The organism is Bradyrhizobium sp. CCBAU 051011 (assembly GCF_009930815.1).
Classification (GTDB): domain Bacteria; phylum Pseudomonadota; class Alphaproteobacteria; order Rhizobiales; family Xanthobacteraceae; genus Bradyrhizobium.
The window spans coordinates 5681752-5705163 of record NZ_CP022222.1; the positions used below are offsets into that span (position 1 = coordinate 5681752).

Sequence of the window (23412 nt, forward strand, 5' to 3'; positions counted from 1 at the left end):
GATGCAGGATACGGCTGAACAATTTGCCATTCGGGTGCGCGATCTCGTGGTCGGCTTCCGCCGCCACGTCGTCATCAATCACCTCGCACTGGATGTCCGCCGTGGCGAAATCCTCGGCCTGGTCGGAGCTTCCGGCGGGGGCAAGTCGGTGCTGATGCGGACCATCATCGGGCTGATCCCGCGGCAGGGCGGCGAGATCGAGGTGATGGGTTCGCCGATCAACCACGATCGCGCCACGCGGAGCGCGGCCGGGCGATGGGGCATCCTGTTCCAGCAGGGGGCGCTGTTCTCCTCGTTGACGGTGCGACAGAACATCCAGTTTCCGTTGCGCGAGAATCTCGAGCTGTCGGACGCCCTGATGGACGAGATTGCGACCGCCAAGCTCGAAATGGTCGGGCTCAAGCCGGAGGATGGCGACAAGTTTCCCTCGGAATTGTCCGGCGGCATGACCAAGCGCGTGGCGCTGGCGCGTGCGCTCGCGCTCGATCCCGCGATCGTGTTTCTCGATGAGCCGACCTCGGGGCTAGATCCGATCGCCGCCGGCGATTTCGACGCCTTGATCAAGACACTGCAGCAAACGCTGGGGCTGACGGTCTTCATGGTCACCCATGACCTCGCCAGCCTCAATACCGTCTGCGACCGCGTCGCGGCGCTGGCCGACGGCAAGATCGTCGCCATCGGACCGATGCGCGAACTTCTTCAATCCGAGCATCCCTGGGTGCGGGCCTATTTTCACGGCAAGCGCTCCCAGATGCTGCAACCCAGAGCGAGCTAAAGAGATGGAAACCCGCGCTCCCTTCGTCATCGTCGGCGCCTTCGTCTTGGCGGCCATCGTTGCCGTGTTCGGCTTCGTCTACTGGCTGCAGAACACCGGCGGGCTCGGGCCACGCTCCAGCTATCGTGTGCAGTTCGAGGGCTCCGTTCCGGGACTGCTTGTCGGCGCGGCAGTGCTGTTCAATGGCATTCGGGTCGGCGAGGTGACGGAACTCGGCCTCGCGCCCGGCAACCCGCGCGGCGTTAATGCGACCATATCAGTCGCTTCGACGACGCCCGTGCGCGCCGACACCAGGGTCGGCCTGGAGTTCCAGGGCCTGACCGGCGTGCCTGTGATCGCACTCGAAGGCGGCATGCAGGTCGCGCAGAGTGGCGAGGTGCCGACGCTGGTCGCCGAGCAGGGCGCAGGGCAGGGCATGACACAGGCCGCACGCGATGCGCTGCGCAAGGTGGATACGGTGCTGTCGGAAAATTCGGGGGCGTTGAAGGACACCATCGCCAATTTCAAGGTGTTTTCGGAAGGCCTGGCCCGCAACACCGGTAAGCTCGACGGCATCGTCGCCGGCCTCGAGCGCATGACCGGGGTCACCGGTCCGCCGCCGAAGATCACCTATGATCTGCGCGCGCTGCAGAATCCGGGACCGGTGGGCAAGGCGATCAGCGTGCAATGGGCGATTCCAGAGCCAACGGCGGTCGCGATGCTGGAGACGCAGCGTTTCCTGTTCTCGCCGGCGCAGGAATACCCGGGGTTCGCGGAGGCGATGTGGGCCGATGCGTTGCCGAAACTGATCCAGGCCCGGCTGATCGAAAGCTTCGAGAACTATGACATCGCGCATGCGCCGCTGCGCATGGCCGACGTCGGGCAGACCGAATTCCAGCTGCTGATCGATGTCAGGCGGTTCCGCATTGCCGTTGAATCCGAACCGGCTGCCGAAATCGCGTTATCGGCCAGGATCGTCGACAAGAACGGCAAGGTCGTCGCCTCGCGGCTGTTCGAAGAACGCGAGAAGTTTGCGACCGTCGCGCCGGCCGAGGCGGTCGCCGCGTTCAGCGAAGCGTTCGGCCGAATTGCGAAGAACATGATCGCCTGGACGGTGCAGGCCCACTAATGTACCAGGACGGCCGGCCTCAACGATATATTATTCGGCGGTAGCAGGCGAGTGATCATCGCCTAACCAGACTCGAACCGACCACGCCGGCGGTTGCGCCTTCTGCAGTGTAGACGAACTGATCAATCGAAAACTCCGTCATTTGCGCCTTGACAATGGAGACTCGAGTTAGCGTTCGGCGCAAACTCTCGGTTCTCACAGGAATCCTTCAATGCCGACTTACAACGCCCTATCCGAACAATTATTGACGTGGGGGACATCGAACCGCGGTTTCGCCATAGCCGAGACGGAATTGATCGATCTGTCAAATGTGACCGAACCCGCCTGAGTTCGGGGCCTTCCTCCAGATAGGCCCATCGATACCGGCGGCCCTAGCGCATGCGTCACCATCAGCGAATGTCGCTGCTGTTCATCGCAATGGTCTTGGGGTCCTAAGATACGTCAGCGCAGAGAGGTGATCTTCACGGAGTAACATCTGATCGAGGGTGTCCAGGCAAGGTGGAGGCTAAAACTGGACCTGATCGTTTTGGCAGTTACGGCGAGGTGTCGTGCCGAAGCCATTCAGCACTGATGAGCGCGGTTGAAAATTACGTCCCAATTCAATTGATCGTATGCCTAGATGTGAGCTTTCAGGAGGTTGTCCATCCAGTCCTGAACGAGGAAGCTGAAGTTGTCGAAGCTTTAGCCAATCCCCGGAGGACCGAATGGACACCCATAAGAATGCGCCTCTGACGCCGAAAGGTCGAGAGGCCATGGTGCGGAGCGTGATCGAGGGCGGCCTGACGAAGGCCGCAGCCGCGCTCCGGTTCAACGTCACAGCGAAGACGGTCGCCAAATGGGTCAAGCGCTCCCGGGAGGAAGGTGTTGATGGGTTGCGTGATCGCTCCTCACGGCCCCATTCATTGCCAGGCCAAACCCTGCCTGCCACATGCGCTGCGGTCGAGGCGCTGCGCCGACAGCGCCACACGGGCAAGCAGATCGCGGCCGAACTCGGCATCTCTCCGGCGACTGTCAGTCGTGTCCTGCGGCGACTGGGATTGAACCGGTTGCGCGACCTGGAACCGGCCGAACCGGTGCGGCGCTACGAGCGTGAACATCCCGGCGAACTGATCCACATCGACATCAAAAAGCTCGGCAAGTTCAACCAGGTAGGCCATCGCATCACCGGCGATCGAACCGGTCAGAGCAACCTGCGTGCCCGCGGCGAAGGGCCTGGCTGGGAATACGTCCACGTCTGTATCGACGATGCTTCCCGGATCGCCTTCAGCAAGGTCATGAAGAGCGAACGGCAGGGTTGCGCCGTGGCCTTCCTCAAAGCTGCGATCGCTTACTACGCCAGCCTGGACGTCAGGGTCGAGCGGGTGATGACCGACAACGGTTCTTGCTATAAATCGCGCGCCTTCCGCAAAGCCTGCCAGCGCCTCGGCCTCAAGCACATTCGCACCAAGCCATACACGCCGAAGACCAACGGTAAGGCCGAACGCTTCATTCAGACCAGCTTGCGCGAGTGGGCTTATGCCCGCGCCTACAACACCTCAGGAGAACGCGCCGCCGAACTGCCAAGATGGCTTCACCGCTACAATTGGCATCGCCCTCATGGCAGTATCGGCGCGATGCCACCCATCAGCAGACTCGCTCTAACCGGGAACAACCTGTTGAGGCTCCACACCTAGAGCGCCTGCAGCGGCCTATCTTCGAAGCGATCCGATATAGGCGGCGATATCGCCCGCTTCGTTTCGGCTCAGCGGAAAATTTGGCATCTTAGGATGTGGCTCCAGCAGAAAGAACGCCAGTTTCTCGGCGCTGAAATCCGATTTTTGCGCTATTGCCGAGAACGGAGGAACATCTGCACTGGCCTGCTTCTGCTCGCTGCCGACGACGTGACAGGAAGCGCACCAGCGATTTGCGAGTTCTGCACCATGATCCGCATCGGCCGCCATCGCCGTCGATAGGGTCAAACTGATCATACCAGCGACAAGAAACAGACCCCAGTCCCGGTTCATCCGCGTAGGGCGTTGTATTGACCTCAGAATTGACTGGTATCGCAGTCCGCTCATTCGATCACCCCTCTGGGCGCGCGGATTCGTTCGTGAGGTATCCTCGACGTGCCTTTGATATCGCTCAATGCGACGTTTGGCGAGACTCATAAAGTCACTAAAGTCGCCAACGAACCGCCTGAACGGGGTGCCGACCGCTCGACGCAGGCGGCTTAGGAGTTGGGGCAGGCCCCGGCGGTTTTCGTCGGGGCTCCAACTAAATCGGGCGCCGGCCATGACTGTCATTTCCGTGCCCTTTCGCGCCGTGCTCGTGATGCGATCAAGGTTCACCGAGAATGCCTCGGCATCGCGTGCATCGGTCGATCCAAGAGACTCAACGAGCAAGAGCAGGTGAAACGATCGCCGGGCCACGCTTGATAGGAACGTTTTGAATTTCTTTCGCAATCGGTCAGCGAGTTGCCCGCCGGTAGAGCCGGAGTTGATGCACAAGCTGGAAATGAGCCACCCACCTGATTCTTTCGACTGGACATCGCGCTATTGCGAGGGCTTTGCATAAGTTGGCGTCGGATGATTCTTTAGCGAGAGATTCGCTCCCGATGGCGGAGCGGCAGATCGGTCAATTGAGCTTTAAGGACGAGCTGGTGAGTGATGGTGCTCGGGCCAACGCGCCGCCGGAGCGGGTGTCAGAGCTGCTGCTGTTACTGCAGCATTGGTATGGGCTCTCTGCGATGGATCTAGCTTAATCTGTTTGGATTTCGGTGCGCGGTTGATCCTCGCCGTTCCAGGGATATATGCGCGGGATTGCGTAATTCAGCCCCGAAGCGACCGCCACCGCAAGCGCGGTCGCCCAGACAAATTGCATCCAGTCGCTTGGTCGCAGCGCACCAAGCGAGACAATCACCAGAAGTATCGGAATGTCCAAGAAATGCGTGAACGACGCGAGCTGCTCGTTGCGCGCTCGCGCAAGCTCCGGGGTCACTCCTCGTGCGGCAATGGCTTGGCGCGTCAGACGCCGCAGCCGCATGAAGTACAGGCGCGTGATCGTGTTCCTCTCGATGAATTCGAAGGCGAAGAGAAGGACCATTCCGGCAAGCCACGGGACACTCAGAAAGTCCCACCCACCGTGGTAGGAGACGATCAACCACGTGCCGCTCGCGAGCAGAAGGAGCGCCCCCGGAACGACTAGCCCATCGTAGAACACGGCGATCAAGGTCACCGCCTGGGCGAAAAGCTTCAGGTCGCGCACTTGGCGCGAACGCATATCAGAGACGAAGACGCCGACGAGGCCGGCCGACATAAGCATGAGGCCGAGCAGATGGGCAAAGCGCAGTAGCAGGTAGGCGTCCATTGCACCATTCGTCCTCACGCCCCCGAGCGGCATACCAGAATGTCACATTGCCCCCGGGAAACGTTGAGATTCCTCAAAGGTGCCCATTCCACCGCTGCTAAAATAGCTGTTATTGATGTGGAGGCGATCGATGGATGACTCATTCAGGCGGAAAATCCTTGCGCTCCTGGATCAACACCGCACCATGAGAATTGCGACGCTCCGGCCGGACGGATGGCCACAGGTGACCACCGTGGGATATGCGAACGACGGCTTTGCGATCTACTTCCTGTGCGGCCCGGATAGCCAAAAAGCGTCGAACCTGGCGTGCGACGACCGCGTGTCACTGGCCATCGATGACGATCCCGCCCAGGTTATGGACATCACTGGGCTATCCATGGCGGCGCGGGCAAACGTCGTGGCCGACCCTGCCGAAGCCGAAAAGGCCATGGAGCTCCTGATGTCGCGGTACCCGGACCAGAAGGGGGTCGACCTACCGATACCGAAACCTTCCGAAGTCCGCATCTTCCGCCTGACACCGACGGTCATCTCTGTGCTCGACTACTCCAAGGGCTTTGGGCACACCGATCTCGTCGCCTGCTGAAGACACACCCGGCTGATCGAGCCGAGCCTTGACTGCGGCTACCGCATGCGGCGGAACAGCGGCTCGGTTGGCAAAGCAGCCGCGGAACGTTTTCCTGCCCTGCGCTCGATCATGAGCTGCAAGGAGTCTGCCCATGGAGGAGCCGCGCAACCGGGTTGTTCAAGTCAACCGCTTCGGCGGTCCTGACGGGCTGGAGGTCGTCGAAGCTCCGCTGCCGTCGGCCGGCCGGGGCGAGGTGCGGGTCCGCGTGCTCGCCTCGAGCGTGGTGTACACCGATGTCGTCATCCGGCGCCACCTCTACCCGCAAACGATGCACCTCCGGCCGCCGTTCGTGCTGGGCTACGACGTCGTCGGGGAAGTCGATCAGCTCGGCGAGGGCGTGAGCGGTTTTCAGCTTGGCGAGCGCGTGGCCGATATGACGGTCGTGGGGTCGAATGCCGCCTATCGCACGCTCCGGGCCGACGAAGTGACGCGCATGCCGGCGGGCGTCGACGCGGCGGAGGCGGCAACGCTGATCTTGAGTTGGACGACCGCATACCAGCTCCTTCACCGGACGGCCCGGGTGCAACCGGTCCAGCGCGTGCTGGTGCATGGAGCCGCCGGCGCCGTCGGTCAGGCACTCCTCACGCTTGGCCGGATGGCCGGACTTGAGCTGTGGGGCACCGCGCGCGGCGAGCACGCGGCGCTGGTTCGCGAGCTGGGCGGCACGCCGATCGACTACCAGCGCGAGGACTTCACACGCGTCCTGCCAGGCGGGTTCGACGTCATCTTCGACGGCATCGGTGAGGGCGGCGGCCGCCGCTCGTTGGCGGCGCTCAAGCCCGGCGGCCAACTCTGCGCCTATGGCTACACGGCGGGCGTGCAGGCACAGCGTCGGATGCTCGCCATTCTGGTGTCGATGGCGCGCCTGTATCTGTGGGGGTGGCTGCCAGGCGGCAAGCGTGTCCGCTTCTACTCGATCAATGCGATGCGGGCGCGCCATCCGGCCTGGTTCCGGGAGGACCTTGAGCGGCTCTTCGAGCTGTTGGCTAGTCGCGCGATCCAGCCGCGCGTCGCCGAGCGGATTTCTTTCGATGAGGTCGCCGAGGCGCACCGCCGGCTCGAAGCGGGCGGTCTCGAGGGTAAGCTCGTCCTCTGCCCGGACCTCCCGCCGCGGCGCGACCGGACGCCACCTCAGCGCGAGCCGGACTCCACTTCCCTCTAGGCCACGCTTGCGACCTTGCTCCGGGTGTCGGTTCGCAAATTTCGCGCGCAGTGATCGATGATGGTCCCGGCCGTGTTCCTGACCACGAGCGCTCGGATCAAGGAAGTTTGACAGCCTCGAAATCGGCCTTGGGGCCAAATCCGAGTGTCTTGACGAGCGACACGTGGTGACCGCGCGTCGTGATGTTGTCGTCATGCACGGCGAAAGCCCACGTTGTAGACGCCACCCTCCCCAAGGGGTTTGTCGTCATCATTCGTCAGACCGAGCGGGCGGACCATCATGTTGGTCCACAAGCCGTCCTTCCAGCTGGCGATCGCGTTATTGTTGGCTGCTGACCTCGCGGAATCCTCGCGGCTGATCGCGTAGTCGGAAATTAGATCGCCCGCTTTCCAACCTGCATTGGGGTCGAACGGCACCGCATTCTGCTCGCGGATCAGGAAGTGGTCGCTCTTGCGCAGTTGGTCGGCAGATATCGATTTGTGAATGCGCTTGAAGTCGAGGCATGTGAATTCCTGCGGTGAACCTTCGTCGCTTCAAAAATAGCAAATCTTCCAGTCTTTCCCCGGACATCGTTCTCCTATGTCAATTAAGGGGCAGGATCGCCATTTAGGTGGCAGGTTGAGCGATGATCTCGCAAAAGGGGAATTGTTTGCCGTTTGATCGAGATCAATGCGGATGACGACTAGGTAGCTTGATTCTATTCCAAATAAAAAAGACTCCTCGTTCTCGAGGCGGACGATAAGGGCAAACAAGGGAGGGCGTAATAATGGAAACAGAATCCAATATTCGGCGCCAGTGGGGAAAGGTTTGTCCCGGATGCGGCGAGGAGGTGGTTGCTCCAGATCGGTCCGAATTTGTCAGCGAACGGCTTGTTCTCAATCTCTGGTCTTGCACGGAATGCGGTAATCGGTTCGAAACTGCGTGGACGCCCAAAGGGGTCGCACCAAAGCAAAGCGACATAGATTGGGAAGCGGTATTTCCGCCACTCTTGGTGGCTTAAAATTATCGCAGGCCAACAAAGATGGTTTTATGCCGTGAAGTTTCATCCGGCTGACACGCGAGCAGCAGCAGGATGTCATCAGCCGCACCTTCCACGACCCAGTCTGAGGGAGGGCTACCATGTCACATCTCGGAATCCTAGAGCCCGGTAACCGCCACGATCTACGCGTCGAATTTCCCCGAACGCGCCGGATAAAAGCCAGGCGCCGGAGGAGGCCGGCGGCGAATTCGGCTACGCCCATTCCTACGAGACCTCATCACGCTACGACGGGCCCGGCGTCCGGGTCGTCCTCTTCGTCTCGGGCTGCCTGCTGCGCTGCTCGTATTGTCACAACCCCGATACGTGGCATTTAAAAGATGGAACATACGTTCAGCGCAACAGATCATCGCTCGGTTCGGCGGCTTTGCGCCGGCACTACGCGCACTTGACGGCGGCCTGACTATTTCGGGCGGCGAGCCAATGGTGCGGCATGCCGGAACCGATACTTGCTGGCGCCAAGAAGATGGGTCTCCACACGGCAATCGAGACGTCTGGATATCTCGGAGATAAAATCGACCACAAATATCTGTTGCGTTCAAATGGAAGGCAATGAAGCTCGACTATCAGCACACCGGAACGCCCACTCCGACGCCCGAGCTTGTCAGTCGCGTGATCGGACAATTCCGCAACGCGGGCTGCAATGTCCGCTAGTCGGCTCAATAGCGCGGGGCGAACGATCTCGGTAGTCAATCACGGCAGCGTGTGCGGAACTAATTGGGGGATGATTTTCTGAGGAGGTTCGAAATGTACAGGCGCGTTTTAGGACTCACGATATCTGCTCTCATGCTGGCGTATGGTGCTGTCGGTGCGATTGCTCAGGACCGAATGATGTCTCAGTCAGATCAGCAACAAGCACAATCCCATCCCGTGGGCCACGAAGGGGCCGGCACGACTGGGCAAGGAGGTATGATGGGAGGAGGCATGATGGGTCGCGGCATGATGGGCGGGGGCGGAATGGGGCCCCCCATCATGTTGCGTATGATGTTCGCTCTGATGGACGGCGAGGGCGACGGGACCATCTCATTAACGGAGTTTCAGGTGCCTCACGAGCGAATTTTCAAGGCAATGGACAGCAACAAAGATGGACGGCTTACCCAGGAAGAGATGCAAGCGTTTATGCACGGGAAATCGGTTCGGCAGCAGTAGGAAGTTCGATCGATCCCTTCCATGCCCGTTATCCTGAACGCTCTGAGAGCTCTGGGTGATTGGAAATTGTCTCAGTCGGCCGCGGCTGTGGAGCGTCGAGACCATGCGTGAACGAACGGCAGGTTTTGACGCAATGCGACGGTTCATTTTTTACGAGCAATAAAACGTCGCAAGAGCTTATCGATTCGCAATCAAAGCGGGCATCGGCTCGAAGCGGCGGACTGCCGGCGTTGTTAATCGGCCTCCCGTTCGGACCGCCTTCCTTATTTGGAAACGGCTGCCAACGTATTGAAATTGCTAGAGGGCGTTCTCGCGCCTTCATCCGAAGCGCAGGTGGAGCGTACCCATGTTGCCCTTTACGTCAGAGCAATTCCTTGGGGTGTTTGTGAATTACAACCAAGCCATTTGGCCTATCCAAATTGCAGCGTATGTGCTCGGCACCCTCTCAGTCGTATCACTCTTTCGGAAAACACGAGCCGCTGATCGCGTCATCACCGGGATTTTGGCCGCGATGTGGCTGTGGACCGGTGTTGCCTATCACGCACTTTCATTCTCCGCGATCAATAACGCTGCCTACATTTTTGCTGCGCTGTTCATCGTCCAGGGCTGCTATCTTGTTTATGCAGGCGTGTATCGCGATCAAGTTCGTTTTGGCCTGCGACCCATCCTAACGACCGGAGTGGGAATTTCCTTAGTGGCCTATGCAGCGATCGCTTATCCATTGATTGGCTTAGCCACTGGGCATCGTTATCCCGAGATGCCAATGTTCGGCGTCACGCCTTGCCCAATAACAATTTTCACGTTTGGAATGCTGCTGCTGACCTTGCGTCCTGTGCCGAGCTGGCTTTTTGTTGTTCCTTTCGTCTGGTCATTGATTGGTGGCAGCGCCGCCGCTCTCCTGAATGTGCCGCAAGACTGGCTTCTGCTCGTGAGCGGCTTCATCGCTTCGCTATCAATCTTTTTCCGAGATCGACATCGGACCCTACAGAGTACCCGGGCTGCGTAGGAGCAAGTTTGTGCACTTCTTCGACCGGGTCGAGCTATCAGCAAGTCGGGCCATATCCGCAATGCCGCGAAAACAGAAGCAAATTCCGAGCATTTGCTGCTCCACAATCGGCCACCGCGGCCCGCCGGCAGGAATGCGAAGAGAAAGCTCGACTGGAGCCGTGAACCGGTTCGCCTATTCGAGGGACAGATACGCCAGCAGGTTGCCAAGCTGGTCCGGCTCGAGCTGAAAGGCGGACATGGTGGGATGGCCGGTTGAGATGACTTGGCCAGTGCCTCTACAAGGGTCTCGATCGGGTAACGCTCATGCAGCGTCCGAAACGGCGGCGCAATCTTGAGCCGGCTCGGCGAGACCCTGTCGATTGAATGACACTTCGCGCAATTCTTCAGCGCAAAGGTTAGCCGGGCTACTCTTGAGGCGAAGCCGACTCTGCCGGCGTCAAGGTGGCGAGACTAAACGCCAGCATCATCAGAACTCGTTCCTTTGCAGCTCCGCCTCTGTGGAATGCGCCATTTACTCAGGACGTCGCAGGCAAAGATTAGGGACGATAGACCGGAGGTAGTCGTAATCCACCTCACCGATACAGGACCCCCCGGGCGGGGCCTTGATATACCTCAAGCAAGGCTTGCTGCTTGCGCCTATGATCGCCGAAGGGCTTCACAGGATAGATATTCCCGACTGCATCGATACTGCCGAAGTCTCGACGCCTGTCAAATGTGGGCTAGGAGTAAATGAAGGTCGAGCTTGCACTGCCACCGTCGAAGCGGGATTTGCGGCTAGATCTGTTCCGCGGCCTCGCCAACTGGCTGATGTTCCTTGGCCACGTCTCCACCAGCGTGCTGGCCTGGTTTTCGTTCCGGAATTACGGCTTCAGCGACGGCGCCGACCTGTTCGTGTTCATCTCCGGCTACACCTCGGCGCTCGTCTTCGGCAGACGAATGCTCGAGGGCGGCTTCGTCTTCGGAACGACAAGGCTGCTGCGGCGCGTGTGGCAGATCTACGCCGCCCACATCCTGCTGTTCGTGTTCTATCTGGCTTCCGTCCATTTGCTCTCAAACAGCTTCAACGCGCCCGGTCTCATAGACCGGTTCAATGTCGTGCCGCTGCTGAACGCACCGGTCGAAACCATCACGCAAGGGCTGTTGCTCCGGTACAAGCCGCTGAACCTCGACGTGCTGCCGCTCTACGTCGTCCTGATGGGTGCCTTTCCGCCGGTGCTCTGGCTGATGCTCAGGCACCGCAACTGGGTGATGCTGGGATCTGTATCGCTGTATTTCGCCGCCCGGCAATTAGGCTGGAATCTGCCCTCCTATCCATCGGGCGTTTGGTATTTCAACCCGTTCGCGTGGCAGCTTCTTTTCGTGCTTGGCGCATGGCTGGCGCTCGGTGGCGCCAATACGCTGCATTTCCTGGTGCGCTCCCGGGCCGTCCTCGTGGTCGGGCTGGCTTATTTGCTTTTTGCGGCCGTCATGACGCTATCCGGGCTGATACCGGAGCTTCAGACGTTGTTTCCGCGCGTTCTGTTCGACGCCTTCAACCCGAACGACAAGACCAATCTGGCGCCCTATCGCTTCCTGCATCTCGCCATCGTGATCATTCTGGGTGCGCGGTTCATACCGATCGATGCGGCAGGGCTGCAGGCTGCGATCTGGAAACCGCTGATCAAATGCGGCCAGCAATCCCTCGAAGTGTTTGCCGTCGGCATCTACCTTTCATTCATCGGGTATTTTATCCTGACGATGACTTCCGACGGGATTATCGCTCAATTGCTGGTTGGAACCGCCGGCATCGTAATCATGACGGCCGTCGCCTACTACCGGTCCTGGTCGAAGCGCGTTGAAAAATCTGCTCACGGCTATGCTAATCAGCCTGCTAACCAAAATCGTCACGCGCCGGCTGCCGAACTGGTCCAGCCAGATATTAAGTTAGTCGGCTCCGCCTGAAACCAGAGGACGATTACCGGCAACGAGCGGAGAATCGAACGGCGCCCAAACTGCCGGCGTGGATCTCCGGGATTCGATCCATCGCGATCAGATAATCACGCGACGCGATTCCATGTGCGCTTGCAGGGCGCGGGCGAATGATTCGAGGGATGCTCGAATTCATGATGGCCGCCCGTCCGGTGCATTACCTCTATGCAGTCGGCATTCAGGCGCTCGTTGTCGACCAGACGTTCCGCAAGCACAAGCGCTTCAGACGGACCCTCCGACCGGACATCGACCTGACGCTGGAGACACTTGGAACTATGGCCATCGGAATTCAACAGATCCTTGTAGAAGGAAACGCGATAATCGTTCATCTCGCACTCCGATCCTTCCGTCACGCTCGGGCGGCGTAGCCTCAGGCTTCCAAATCTGCCAGCCGCTGGCGAACGCGGAGCGCGGGTGTTCTTAATGCCGTGGCCGACGTTACTTTGGCCCAATGTGATGGGGGTCGCTCCTCGGGCCGCCGCTGTAGTGATGGCTGCCGCGGGGGCCAGCCTTACCGGTGGTTACGCCGGTATGCTTCTTCTTGCCCATGTGATGAGGGTCGCTCCTCGGGCCGCCACTGTAGTGGTGGCCCGTTGTTTCGGTATCGGTCTTCTCGGTCTGGGCCATCGCCGGCAAGGCGACGAGCGAAAGCGCAGTAGCGGCGACTAGGAGGTTGCGGGTGATCATGTCTGTTTCTCCGAGCTAGAGGACAGACTGAATTAGATCAGGGTGGCGGTTTCGCACTTTGCGGTAGATCAATTTTGCACGACTTTGAAAGACTGAAACTTCCAGCCCGTTAGGGAGCGGAGTTGCTACGACAGGAGATCGTCATGAGCGGGGACGCGCCAGTGTCAGTGTTGCGGTGCCGGGCGCGGCATAGAATCGAGCTTCGCATCGGTGGAATGACCTGCGCCCATTGCCCGCCGGCCATCGAGAAGGCTGTCGCGGCGGTGCCGGGGGTAAAGTCGGCAAGCGTCAACTCAAGCACCAGAATTGCGAGGATTGATTACGATCCTGCACGAACGAAGGTCTCGGACATACTTCATGCCATCCGTACCGTTAGATATACGGCAGGGACCGCCACGATGCGCGTTCCAATCCAGAACATGCATTGCAGCTCTTGCCTCGTTCGTGTCGAGCTTGCGCTGCAGATGACGCCTGGGGTTGTTGCGGCTCGTGCGAGCCTCGGAACCAATGCCGCGGATATCGAGTATCAACCGGAGAAAGCAGACTTTGCGACCATCCGAGAAACGATCGAGTCGGCCGGTTACCGGGTTGCCGAACCAAAAATCGACGCGAAAGCCGAGTTGCTCGATCCCGCCGAAGCAGCCAACGAGCAAGAATACCGCACATTGATGCGAAAGTTCTGGTTTGCAGCCGTGATTTCGGTTCCAGTCATGGCGCTAAGCTATCCCGATCTGGTTCCGGGTTTGCGGGATTGGATGCCGATGGGCAGCGAAACCCGCCGGATCGTTTGGGCGCTTCTCGGCGTGCTGAGTTTTCCCGTGCTAGTCTGGGCCGGTTCGCAATTCTTCGTCGGCATGTGGGACGCGCTGAAACATCGTGCCGCCAACATGCATACCCTGATCGCAGTCGGCATCAGCGCGGCCTTTGCCTATTCGGTCGTTACCGTTGCGTGGCCGCAAATCTTTCCGAGTATGGCACTTGCCGAGGTTTTCTGGGACGTCACCGATGTTGTCATTGCACTGGTCGTCCTCGGGCTTGCGCTTGAAATCAAGGCCAAGGGCCGAACCTCGCAGGCGATCAAGAAGCTGATTGGATTGCAGGCGAAGACTGCGCGCGTAATCCGCGAAAACAAAGAGATCGATATCGCCGTTGAAGAGGTGGTTGTCGATGACACGGTAGTCGTGAGGCCGGGCGACAAGATTCCCGTCGATGGTCGTGTGAACTCTGGCTCGAGCGCCGTGGATGAATCGATGATCACTGGGGAATCCATGCCTGTCGAGAAGCAGGTGGGCGACGAGGTGATCGGTGGTACGCTCAACAAGACGGGCAGCTTCCGCTTTACTGCAACCAAGGTCGGCAAGGACACCGCACTTGCAACGATCATCAACATGGTCAAGGACGCGCAGAGCTCGAAGGCCCCGATCCAGCGCGTTGTAGATACGGTGTCCGGCTATTTCGTGCCATCGGTGATGATCCTGGCGGTTCTGGCCGCGATCGTCTGGTACGATTTTGGACCGGAACCGCGACTTGTATTTGCAATCGTGGTTTTCGTGACGACCCTGATCATTGCCTGCCCGTGCGCGCTCGGTCTCGCCACGCCAACTTCTCTAACGGTTGGAATCGGCAAAGGAGCTGAGAATGGGATTCTGATCCGGTCGGGTGACGCACTTCAGGCCGCCGAAAGGCTCGATGCCGTCATTCTCGACAAGACCGGAACCATCACCAAGGGCGAGCCGGCGCTTACGGATGTGGTCGTTACCAAAGGTTACGACGAAGCAGAAGTGCTCCGCCTGACGGCGTCACTGGAGCGCGGGTCCGAGCATCCCCTCGGCGAGGCAATCGTAAGGGGAGCTAGGGCCCGTGACCTGAAGCTTTCTGATGCGACTGAATTTTCCGCTATTCCCGGACACGGCGTCGGCGGCAAGATCGATGGCCGTGGAGTCTTATTTGGCAACGCCAAGCTGATGCGCGATCGCGGAATCGCAATCGATATGCTGGAAGGGGATTGGGGCCGTCTGGCCAATGAAGGCAAGACGCCAATGTATGTCAGCGTTGACGGCAAGTCCGCCGGACTGGTGGCGGTCGCCGATACGGTGAAGCCGGATTCGAAGGCCGCGATCGACACCTTGAAGGCGCTCGGTATCGAAGTCGTGATGCTCACCGGCGACAATGAACGGACCGGACGCGCTATTGCGAGGCAGGTTGGCATCGAGCGGGTGCTGGCTGAGGTCTTGCCCGATGACAAAGCTCACGAGGTGCAGAAGTTGCAGCTCGAAGGAAAGTCGGTCGGGATGGTCGGCGACGGCGTCAACGATGCTCCGGCGCTGGCTCAGGCTGATGTGGGCTTTGCGATAGGGACGGGCACCGACGTCGCCATCGAAGCCAGCGATGTCACCCTGATCAGAGGGAGCCTGATAGGCGTTGTGACCGCAATCGAGATCAGCCGCGCAACCATGAGGAATGTGCGCCAGAACCTGGTTGGCGCATTCGGCTACAATGCCCTCGGCATTCCCGTAGCAATGGGCGTGCTTTATCCCTTCATGGGACTTCTGCTCTCGCCCCTGATTGCCGCGGTCGCCATGGCATTCAGCTCGGTTACCGTTGTAACCAATGCCAACCGGCTTCGACTGTTTAATCCCCGGAGGACCGCATCATGAGCCCCGATCGTTGGATCGCTACCGCGGCCGGCTTGGCGCTGATCGCATTTATCGTCTGGTTTTTCTGGCTTAAACGCTCGACGGGGTTTCGCGCCAGCGAAACCACGGGCGGCTACCAGGAAGCAATGATTTTGGTAAAGGGGGGCTATACGCCCGACACCATCATTGTTCGAAGCGGGCGGCCTGTCCGGCTGAACTTCCGGCGGGAAGAGACGGCGTCCTGTTCGGACAAGGTGATCTTCGCCGACTTCCAGAAGAGTGCCGACCTCCCCACAGGGCAGACTGTCGCCGTGGAGTTACTGCCGAAGTCGCCCGGCGAGTTTGGCTTTGGCTGCCCGATGGGGATGTTCCGGGGGAAGCTGGTCGTTGAGTAGCTTTGCGCACTGATGATCCTGTTCTTGGACGCAGGGTCGTCGGCGAGAGTGGCTCGGCTTTAAGTCCGGCTTCGAGTTTCTTCAGGTGCCGATATTGCAGGCTTGGGACCGATGATGCCGTCGGCAAGCTTGCAAACGCGGGCAAGCAGAATGCCGAAGCATCGTATTCACCCCCGTTCGTAGTCCGAGCCTCGATTGCGGACTAATGCCTCTTGATCTGAGTCAAAACGGCATCTTCGAATCAACCTAGATTGCCATCGGTTAGGAGGAATTGCCGATGTCAGTGCAAGATCATTCCAGCCATCAAGAGCCCACCCGCGCGGGAATGTCCACGAAATCGCGCGTGGGGCTGGTCCTGGTCGGGTTCCTGATCATCGCCGGCGCGCTCCTGTTCACCGAACATCAGGCCCATGTTTTGGGATTGCTGATCTGGTTGCCGCTGCTCGCCTGTCCATTGATGCACCTGTTTATGCACGGCGGACACGGTCGTCACGGAGGTCGTCAACACGATAGCGACGGGAGATTGTCATGAGCGGGGACGCGCCAGCCTATGGCTTATGGGGTCTTGTCATTATCAATTCAGCGGTCTTTATCCTGTTTGCCTATAGCTTCTTCAAGCCTCAGACGCCGCGGGATTGGCGTTCGTTCAGCGCCTTCAGTGGCTTTCTGGTGGCATTGTTCGCGGAGATGTACGGCTTCCCACTGACGATCTATTTTCTGTCTGGTTGGCTGCAGTCGCGCTTTCCGAGCATCGATTGGTTCTCGCATGACGCGGGTCATTTGCTGGAAATGATGTTCGGCTGGAAGACCAATCCGCACGCAGGTCCATTCCACATCCTGAGCTTCGTGTTCATCGGCGGAGGGTTCATCCTGATCTCCACCGCCTGGAAAGTTCTCTATGACGCGCAGCAGACGCGTTCGCTCGCCACCACCGGTCCTTACAGCTACGTGCGTCATCCGCAGTATGTCGGATTCATCCTGGTGATGTTCGGCTTCCTGCTGCAATGGCCGACCATCCTGACGCTCGCGATGTTTCCCGTGCTGACGGTGATGTATGTCAAGCTGGCGCGAAGCGAGGAGCACGACGCCAGGTCCGAGTTCGGCGAAGCGTACGCCAAATATGCCGCCGAGGTGCCCGGATTTATTCCGAAGCTTGGACGGCTCCTGGGCCAGCCTCCCACAGACGAGTATCGGCATGGTTAGCTGTTCGCGACGGCAAGCTATTGCGGCGGCTCTTCGCGCTCTCTGTGTTGGCGCGCTGCCGCTCGTTGGAGCGATGTCGCTGCAGCGCAGGACACGCGGCAATCCAAAACGGCCGGCGGGATGACGGTCTATCTCGGTGTCGTGCCGGCGGAGATTGTGAAAGGGTTGGGAGCAGCCGGCCACGAGTAAGAGCCGATGCACGGCCGCGTCCCAAAAGGCTCGCATGCGTATCACGTTGTCGCTGCCGTGTTCGATTCCGCGAGCGGTGCCAGGGTGGCGGATGCGGCAGTCAAGGCTCAGGTTTCCGGGATCGGTCTCTCTGGCATCAAGAAGTATCTCGATCGGATGGAAATCGCGAACACCACCAGCTATGGCGGGTTTTTCGATTTGCCCGGGCGCGACCTCTATACGATCAGGTTGACAATCGAGCGCCCGGTCAGCCGAAACCGGTTGATCTGGAATTCAAGTACGACCATAGGCGCTAGTCACGGGAGCTTGGCATGCGACCTTCTTCGACCGGTTGCTTCAAAGATTTTCGCTGCGCGCGTGAGCGGAGCTACCGCTGCTTCTATCGGGACTGCCATGGAACCTGATCACAGGTCTTGGGCGCCCTCATCGATCGTCCTGGCGACGGCAGGCGTAACTCTGATTGGCACCGGGTTTTATTTCCTTCTCCTGCGCCCGCCGCTGTTGCCCGAAGACATCCGTTACATGGCATTGCCGCCGGCGCAGTTCGATCCCCGGCTGGAACTGTGGCTCACCCATGTCTTCCGGGTCATGGGGGACTACGTCCTGGCGACCGGCGTATTGATTGTTACATTGGCCGTGACGTCATTTCGCCAGCATTCGACGCCCGCAGCCATCGGCGCGCTGATCGGAGGCGCTGCCTCGATCGGCTGGATGGCCGTAGTCAACTTCCTGATCGATTCGGACTTCAAATGGGTTCTGCTGGCAATGGCATTGCTATGGGCCGCCAGCCTTGTGCTGTTCTGGGTGGAGAAGCCCAACGCGCGTGCGTTCCTGATTATTGCAACGGATCGCCACAACTGCCGAGGCGCTGATGCTGGACGCGGGAAATCATAATTCGATCGATGCGCTGTTGCCGTCGGAAATGGCGGAGCGGGCGGAGCAGATCGGCGTGCAGAAGACCCGCCTCGATACACTGAGCTTGATTGCGCTCGCCGTGCTCGCCGGCGCTTTCGTCGCTTTCGGCTCAATGTTTTCGGTTGTCGTTATGGCGGGCGCTGAGAGCAACCTGCCTTACGGTTTCACACGCCTTTTAGGCGGCACGGTCTTTTCGCTTGGCCTCATCCTCGTCATCGTCGGAGGCGCGGAGCTATTTACCGGCAACAATCTCATGGTGATGGCGTGCGCAAGCGGCCGCATTCGGGCGAGCGAGCTGCTGCGGGCATGGGCATTTGTGTACGTTGGCAACTTTGTCGGCGCCATTGCAATTGGTTTTCTCGTGTTCCTGTCCGCGGGATATGACCATGGGAACGGCGCAGTCGGTCTTACGGCGCTGGCGAGTGCCAACGGCAAGGCGTCCCTGTCGGGCCCGCAGGCCCTCATTCACGGAATCCTCGCGAATATCCTCGTTTGTCTGGCGACCTGGCTCTGCTACAGCGCGCGCACAACGACGGACAAGATCCTGGCGATCATCTTCCCGATCGCGGCATTCTCGGCAGCTGGATTTGAGCATTCGATTGCCAATATGTACTTACTCACGTTCGCGCTGCTGACCAAGCTCTGGGCGGCAACTACGTTCTGGGGCGCGATTGGGAAAACCCGTCCGCGTTCCCGCACCTGACCGTGTTCGGTGCACTCATGAATCTGCTGTGGGTGACGATCGGCAACATGATCGGGGGTGTGGTGGTCGGTATCACCTACTGGTTCATCTATCTGCGAAAGCCCGAAAGCGGGAGTTCACGCGGCTGAGAGGTCACCGCCATGCTTCCCATCATGATTTCGCCGCTGCGGACGATCGATGATGTCGAAATCGTCGAACGCAAGGGGTTTGGTCATCCGGACACGATCTGCGACGCCTTGGCGGAAATGCTCTCCCGCAATCTTTGTCGCGAGTATGAGCACAGATTTGGTCGCGTGCTCCACCATAACGTCGACAAGGCGCTGTTGAGCGGAGGCCAGGCTGCGCCGGCGTTTGGGGGCGGGAGCCTCATTGCTCCGATCAGGATATTCCTGGCCGGCCGCGCCATCACCACCGCGGGCAACGAGGCCATTCCGGTCGATGAAATCGCGATCGAAGGCTCGCGTGCATGGCTGACGGAAAATCTCCACGCGCTCGATGTGGAACGCCACGTCCGCATCGAAACTCTGGTTCACCAGGGATCGCAGGATTTGCAGGGGCTGTTTTCCAGGAAAGGCAGGCAAGGCGTTCCGCTCGCCAATGACACCTCGTTCGGGGTCGGCCACGCGCCGTCGAGTGCGCTGGAGCGCTTGGTGCGCGCCATCGAACGAGGGCTGCATGGCCGGGACCGCGGGCGTGATCATCCGGCATGGGGCGAAGACGTCAAGGTGATGGCCGTTCGCAACGGCAGCCGCCTTGATCTGACCGTCGCCTGCGCGATGATCGGAGGGTTTCTTGCCGGGATCGGGGACTATCTGGAACAAAAGGCCCAACTCGCTGCCTGGGTCCGCGAAATCGCCGGCAGACACGGATTTCCGGATTGCGATGTCACCGTCAATGCCGCGGACGATGCATCGTCGGGGAGCGTCTATCTGACGGTCACCGGCACCTCGGCCGAGTCAGGGGATGACGGACAGGTAGGCCGGGGCAATCGCGTCAACGGTTTGATCACGCCGTGCCGACCGATGAGCCTTGAGGCGGCGGCCGGTAAGAACCCAGTCAGCCACGTCGGGAAGATCTACAACGTTCTCGCCGCGCAGCTGGCGGAGGCTATGGTGGCGAGCTTTCGGCACATCGTCGAAGCACGGTGCCTGATCGTCAGCAAAATTGGCGCACCTGTGTCGGAGCCTGCTCTGATCAGCGTTCAACTTGCCACACCGGAGCAGTTGCCGCTCGACCAGTTGAGAGGCCCTGTGAAGGACCTCGTCGCAGACCATCTGAACCGAATTTCGGAACTGATCAGGCAAATGGTGGCCGGGAACGTGGATGTATTCTGACCGTTCGCATCCAGCATTCTTAAGGATTGTGCCTGCTATCAGAAATCTTGCTGATTTAGGTCAAGTTCCTCGGATGAAGCTGGTTCAAGTTAGCGCCATGTCCGAAGCGATCTTTACAGCCACGGCCCTGACCAAGACCTACGTCTCCGGCGATGTGCAGGTTCATGCGCTGAACAACGTCGATCTGGAGATCTCCGAGAAGGAAGTGGTCGTGCTGCTTGGCCCGTCCGGCAGCGGCAAGACCACGCTGCTCAACATCATGGGCGGACTCGATCATCCGACTAGCGGTGAGCTGTTCTTTAAGGACCTCGAGCTGACTGGCCTGAGCGACCGCGAGTTGACAGATTACCGGCGCCGGCACGTCGGATTTGTGTTCCAGTTCTACAACCTCGTTCCCAGCCTGACCGCTTATGAAAACGTTGCACTGGTAACCGAGATTTCGGAGCGGCCAATGCGTCCGGCCGAAGCCCTTGAGCTGGTAGGGCTCGAAGGGCGTATGCATCATTTTCCAGCCCAGCTTTCGGGTGGCGAGCAGCAGCGTGTTGCGATCGCCCGCGCCATCGCCAAGCGTCCCGCGGTGCTGTTGTGCGACGAGCCCACGGGCGCGCTCGACTCGAAAACCGGAATCAAGGTCATCGAGGCGCTGCTCGGCGTCAATCGTCAGCTCGGCACCACGACGCTGATCATCACCCACAATGCAAGCATCCAGCAGGTTGCGGACAGGGTCTTGTTCTTCGCTGATGGCCGGATATCGAGGATCCAGCAAAACGAAACGCGCCGCGAGGCGGCGCAGTTGGTCTGGTGACATCATGTCGGCGCTCGACATCAAGCTCTTTCGCGATGCGAGGCGCTTGTGGGCGCAGGTGCTGGCGATTGCGCTGGTGATCGGCGGCGGGGTGGCGACGCTGATCCTCGCGGTCGGCTCACACCGCTCGCTCGATGAAACCCGGATTGCCTATTACGAGCGATACGCATTCGCCGATGTTTTTGCGCTGGCCAAGCGTGCGCCCAAGGCGCTGGTGGACCAGATCGCGCAAATTCCGGGCGTGACCGCAGTCGATGCGCGCATTGCAAGGCTCGCATTGGTCGACGTGCCCGGATTTTCCGAACCTGCCAGCGCGCAATTCGTCTCGCTGCCGGATAGCGGCGAGCTCACGCTCAATCGGCTCTATCTGCGCGCCGGGCGTTTCCCTGAACCCGGACGGGCGGAAGAGGTGGTAGTCAACGAGAGTTTCGCCCAGGCGCATGGCTTTACACTTGGCGCCGGCTTTTCCGCCATCTTGAATGGCAGGAAGCGCCAGCTCGTCATCGTTGGTACGGCGCTGTCTCCCGAGTTCATTTACACGGTGGGACCTGGAGACCTCATGCCGGACGACCGCCGCTATGGCATCGTATGGATGTCGGAAAAAGCACTTGCGAGCGTCTACGATCTCGACGGTGCATTCTCTTCAGTCTCCGTCAAGCTGCAACGCGGCGCGTCGGAGTCAGAGGTTATCGCCCGGCTTGATTCCCTGCTGGACGCCTACGGCGGGCAAGCGGCCCACGGCCGCAAGGATCAGACCTCGCATGCCTGGCTCGACCATGAGCTTGATATGCTCAACAACATGAGCCGGACGCTGCCCCCGATTTTCCTTTTGGTGTCGGCGTTTCTCGTTAACCTCACGCTCAGCCGGCTGGTGGCGCTGGAGCGCGAGCAGATTGGGCTGCTGAAAGCCTTGGGTTATCGCGACAGCAGCATTGCATTGCACTATCTGAAGTTTGTGGCGCTCATCGTTCTGATCGGAATTGTGATCGGCAGCGTGGTCGGGACGCTGTTGGGATTGCGCGTCACCGCGCTATTCGGCGATTTTTTTCATTTTCCGTTCCTTCTGTTCGCTCGATCACCGGATCTTTATGCGATCGCGGGCGCGTTAAGCGCCGCCGCAGCCATCGTTGGTGCAATCCGCGCACTAAGGGAGGTTGTGAAGCTGCCGCCGGCAATCGCGATGCAGCCGCCCGCGCCACCGAGTTTTCACCGCCTGGTGCCCGTAACATTTTCGCTGGACCGAATCGTTTCGCAGCCGACGCTGATGATGCTCCGCAACATCTCGCGCCATCCGGTCAGAGCCGCGTTCACGACCCTCGGAATGGCGCTTGCGACCGCAATACTCGTGGTATCGCTGTTTACCCGCGACACCATGGAGCAGCTGATCGACGTTACCTACTTTCTGGCTGATCGGCAGGATGCGACGATCGGCTTTGTCGAGAAGCGGACCGAGAATGTTGTCCTGCAGGTGGCGCGACTCCCTGGCGTGCTTGCAGCCGAACCGTTTCGAGAAGTTCCGGTGCGGATCCGGCACGGCAATGTAGAGCGTCGCGTCACGATCAGCGGCCGCCGTCCAGAGTCCGATCTCAGGCGCATCATCGATGTCGATCTGCGGCCGGTGGTGCTTCCCGCAACAGGTCTAGCGATCTCCAGCATGCTCGGGGATATCCTGGGCGTCGGGGTCGGAGATTCGGTGGAGGTCGATCTGCTGGAAGGGGCGCGGCGAACGACATCCCTGCAGGTCGTGGCGCTGGTAGAGGACTACTTTGGTATCCGGGGCATGATGGACATGCAGGCTCTGGCGCGCCTGATACGCGAAGGGCCTGTCGTGAACAGTGTCAACCTCAGCTTGGACGATAATCGCAGAGACGAATTCTACGCCGCCATCAAGGCGATGCCGGCGGTAAGCGGAGTGGCGCTGCAGAGGGTTTCGCTGGCAAATTTTCGCAAGACGGTCGCACTCCTCATCACCACCATGGCCAGCATTTACACGGGACTCGCGGCGGTCATCGCGTTCGGGGTTGTCTATAACAACGCGAGAATCTCGCTCTCGGAACGGGCGCGGGAACTGGCGAGCTTGCGGGTGCTCGGCTTCAGGCGCGGTGAAGTCCTGCGCATCCTGCTGCTCGAACTGGCGATCCTGACCCTGATCGCCCAGCCGCCGGGATGGGCCGTGGGTTACGGCCTGGCGTGGATCATGAAAACCAATCTGGCCGGCGAGCTGATGCGTGTGCGTCTGGTCGTCGAGCATTCGACCTATGTAAGCGCAAGCGCGGTCGTCCTTCTGGCGGCTATTGCATCGGCCTTCATCATCCGAGAGCGCATCAACCGACTGGACCTCGTGGCCGTCCTCAAAACGCGGGATTGAC

23 protein-coding genes and 1 pseudogene are annotated in these 23412 nt (G+C 59.8%); 18 read left to right on the plus strand and 6 right to left on the minus strand.

Annotated elements, in window-relative coordinates; all coding sequences use genetic code 11:
- Position 1 precedes the first annotated feature (1 nt).
- The 3 genes from ACH79_RS26585 to ACH79_RS26595 all read left to right on the plus strand — a co-directional run bounded on the left by ACH79_RS26585 (position 2) and on the right by ACH79_RS26595 (position 3556).
- Positions 2–775, plus strand: coding sequence for an ABC transporter ATP-binding protein (locus tag ACH79_RS26585; RefSeq protein WP_161853587.1), 774 nt, complete (start codon positions 2–4; stop codon positions 773–775).
- Positions 776–779: 4 nt separating this feature from the next.
- Positions 780–1883, plus strand: coding sequence for an MlaD family protein (locus tag ACH79_RS26590; protein ID WP_161853588.1), 1104 nt, complete (start codon positions 780–782; stop codon positions 1881–1883).
- A gap of 704 nt (positions 1884–2587) precedes the next feature.
- Positions 2588–3556: an IS481 family transposase gene (locus ACH79_RS26595; protein ID WP_161853589.1), complete on the plus strand. Its 969-nt coding sequence runs from the start codon at positions 2588–2590 to the stop codon at positions 3554–3556.
- A 15-nt stretch (positions 3557–3571) separates the two neighbouring features.
- Here ACH79_RS26595 and ACH79_RS26600 read toward each other — a convergent pair whose 3' ends face one another.
- A complete protein-coding gene (locus ACH79_RS26600) occupies positions 3572–3850 on the minus strand; it encodes a cytochrome c (RefSeq protein WP_246738719.1) in 279 nt (92 codons plus the stop codon).
- Positions 3851–4619: 769 nt separating this feature from the next.
- Positions 4620–5228 carry a DUF2269 family protein gene (locus tag ACH79_RS26605; RefSeq protein WP_161853590.1) on the minus strand — a complete coding sequence of 203 codons (609 nt, stop codon included), beginning with the start codon at positions 5226–5228 and terminating at the stop codon, positions 4620–4622.
- Between the two features lie 184 nt (positions 5229–5412).
- Here ACH79_RS26605 and ACH79_RS26610 point away from each other — a divergent pair, with 184 nt between their 5' ends.
- Both ACH79_RS26610 and ACH79_RS26615 read left to right on the plus strand, forming a co-directional pair.
- The gene (locus tag ACH79_RS26610) at positions 5413–5811 is read left to right on the plus strand and encodes a pyridoxamine 5'-phosphate oxidase family protein (protein WP_246738720.1); all 399 of its coding nucleotides are present in this window, start codon (positions 5413–5415) and stop codon (positions 5809–5811) included.
- 133 nt (positions 5812–5944) lie between these two features.
- Positions 5945–7015, plus strand: a complete 1071-nt coding sequence (locus tag ACH79_RS26615; protein WP_161853592.1) for a medium chain dehydrogenase/reductase family protein — start codon at positions 5945–5947, stop codon at positions 7013–7015.
- 191 nt (positions 7016–7206) lie between these two features.
- Here ACH79_RS26615 and ACH79_RS26620 read toward each other — a convergent pair whose 3' ends face one another.
- Positions 7207–7431, minus strand: coding sequence for an ethylbenzene dehydrogenase-related protein (locus tag ACH79_RS26620; RefSeq protein WP_246738137.1), 225 nt, complete (start codon positions 7429–7431; stop codon positions 7207–7209).
- Between the two features lie 894 nt (positions 7432–8325).
- On the opposite strand from ACH79_RS26620, the gene ACH79_RS44270 reads away from it, so the two are divergent.
- The 3 genes from ACH79_RS44270 (at position 8326) to ACH79_RS26635 (ending at position 10206) form a co-directional block, all read left to right on the plus strand.
- Entirely contained in the window at positions 8326–8454 is a 129-nt protein-coding gene (locus tag ACH79_RS44270) for a hypothetical protein (protein ID WP_246738721.1), read from the plus strand.
- 344 nt (positions 8455–8798) lie between these two features.
- Positions 8799–9200 (plus strand): EF-hand domain-containing protein, encoded by a 402-nt coding sequence (locus ACH79_RS26630; RefSeq protein WP_161853593.1) that lies wholly within the window; start codon positions 8799–8801, stop codon positions 9198–9200.
- A gap of 346 nt (positions 9201–9546) precedes the next feature.
- Positions 9547–10206 carry a DUF6064 family protein gene (locus ACH79_RS26635; protein WP_161853594.1) on the plus strand — a complete coding sequence of 220 codons (660 nt, stop codon included), beginning with the start codon at positions 9547–9549 and terminating at the stop codon, positions 10204–10206.
- A 174-nt stretch (positions 10207–10380) separates the two neighbouring features.
- On the opposite strand, the pseudogene ACH79_RS44275 reads toward ACH79_RS26635, so the two are convergent.
- Positions 10381–10601 (minus strand): annotated as a pseudogene (locus ACH79_RS44275) (c-type cytochrome); the annotation flags it as partial.
- Between the two features lie 336 nt (positions 10602–10937).
- On the opposite strand from ACH79_RS44275, the gene ACH79_RS26640 reads away from it, so the two are divergent.
- Positions 10938–12149 (plus strand): OpgC domain-containing protein, encoded by a 1212-nt coding sequence (locus ACH79_RS26640; RefSeq protein ID WP_161853595.1) that lies wholly within the window; start codon positions 10938–10940, stop codon positions 12147–12149.
- Between the two features lie 95 nt (positions 12150–12244).
- On the opposite strand, the gene ACH79_RS26645 is transcribed toward ACH79_RS26640, so the two are convergent.
- Positions 12245–12505, minus strand: coding sequence for a hypothetical protein (locus ACH79_RS26645; RefSeq protein WP_161853596.1), 261 nt, complete (start codon positions 12503–12505; stop codon positions 12245–12247).
- Positions 12506–12614: 109 nt separating this feature from the next.
- Positions 12615–12863 (minus strand): hypothetical protein, encoded by a 249-nt coding sequence (locus ACH79_RS26650; RefSeq protein ID WP_161853597.1) that lies wholly within the window; start codon positions 12861–12863, stop codon positions 12615–12617.
- Between the two features lie 215 nt (positions 12864–13078).
- On the opposite strand from ACH79_RS26650, the gene ACH79_RS26655 reads away from it, so the two are divergent.
- The 9 genes from ACH79_RS26655 to ACH79_RS26700 all read left to right on the plus strand — a co-directional run bounded on the left by ACH79_RS26655 (position 13079) and on the right by ACH79_RS26700 (position 23411).
- Positions 13079–15520 (plus strand): heavy metal translocating P-type ATPase, encoded by a 2442-nt coding sequence (locus tag ACH79_RS26655; RefSeq protein WP_246738722.1) that lies wholly within the window; start codon positions 13079–13081, stop codon positions 15518–15520.
- Complete coding sequence (locus ACH79_RS26660) at positions 15517–15894, plus strand: cupredoxin domain-containing protein (RefSeq protein ID WP_161853599.1); 378 nt, start codon at positions 15517–15519, stop codon at positions 15892–15894. Before ACH79_RS26655 ends, ACH79_RS26660 begins: the two co-directional genes overlap by 4 nt.
- Positions 15895–16171: 277 nt before the next feature.
- The gene (locus ACH79_RS26665) at positions 16172–16426 is read left to right on the plus strand and encodes a DUF2933 domain-containing protein (RefSeq protein WP_161853600.1); all 255 of its coding nucleotides are present in this window, start codon (positions 16172–16174) and stop codon (positions 16424–16426) included.
- On the plus strand, positions 16423–17097 hold the full coding sequence (locus ACH79_RS26670; RefSeq protein WP_161853601.1) for an isoprenylcysteine carboxylmethyltransferase family protein: 675 nt from the start codon (positions 16423–16425) through the stop codon (positions 17095–17097). The genes ACH79_RS26665 and ACH79_RS26670 overlap by 4 nt, the downstream gene beginning before the upstream one ends.
- A 195-nt stretch (positions 17098–17292) precedes the next feature.
- Positions 17293–18180 (plus strand): hypothetical protein, encoded by an 888-nt coding sequence (locus ACH79_RS44280; RefSeq protein ID WP_246738138.1) that lies wholly within the window; start codon positions 17293–17295, stop codon positions 18178–18180.
- Positions 18158–18904 (plus strand): formate/nitrite transporter family protein, encoded by a 747-nt coding sequence (locus ACH79_RS26685; protein WP_246738139.1) that lies wholly within the window; start codon positions 18158–18160, stop codon positions 18902–18904. The genes ACH79_RS44280 and ACH79_RS26685 overlap by 23 nt, the downstream gene beginning before the upstream one ends.
- A 152-nt stretch (positions 18905–19056) precedes the next feature.
- Entirely contained in the window at positions 19057–20238 is a 1182-nt protein-coding gene (locus ACH79_RS26690; RefSeq protein WP_246738723.1) for a methionine adenosyltransferase, read from the plus strand.
- A 97-nt stretch (positions 20239–20335) separates the two neighbouring features.
- The gene (locus tag ACH79_RS26695) at positions 20336–21043 is read left to right on the plus strand and encodes an ABC transporter ATP-binding protein (RefSeq protein WP_202639333.1); all 708 of its coding nucleotides are present in this window, start codon (positions 20336–20338) and stop codon (positions 21041–21043) included.
- A gap of 4 nt (positions 21044–21047) precedes the next feature.
- The gene (locus ACH79_RS26700; RefSeq protein WP_161853603.1) at positions 21048–23411 is read left to right on the plus strand and encodes an ABC transporter permease; all 2364 of its coding nucleotides are present in this window, start codon (positions 21048–21050) and stop codon (positions 23409–23411) included.
- Position 23412 lies beyond the last annotated feature (1 nt).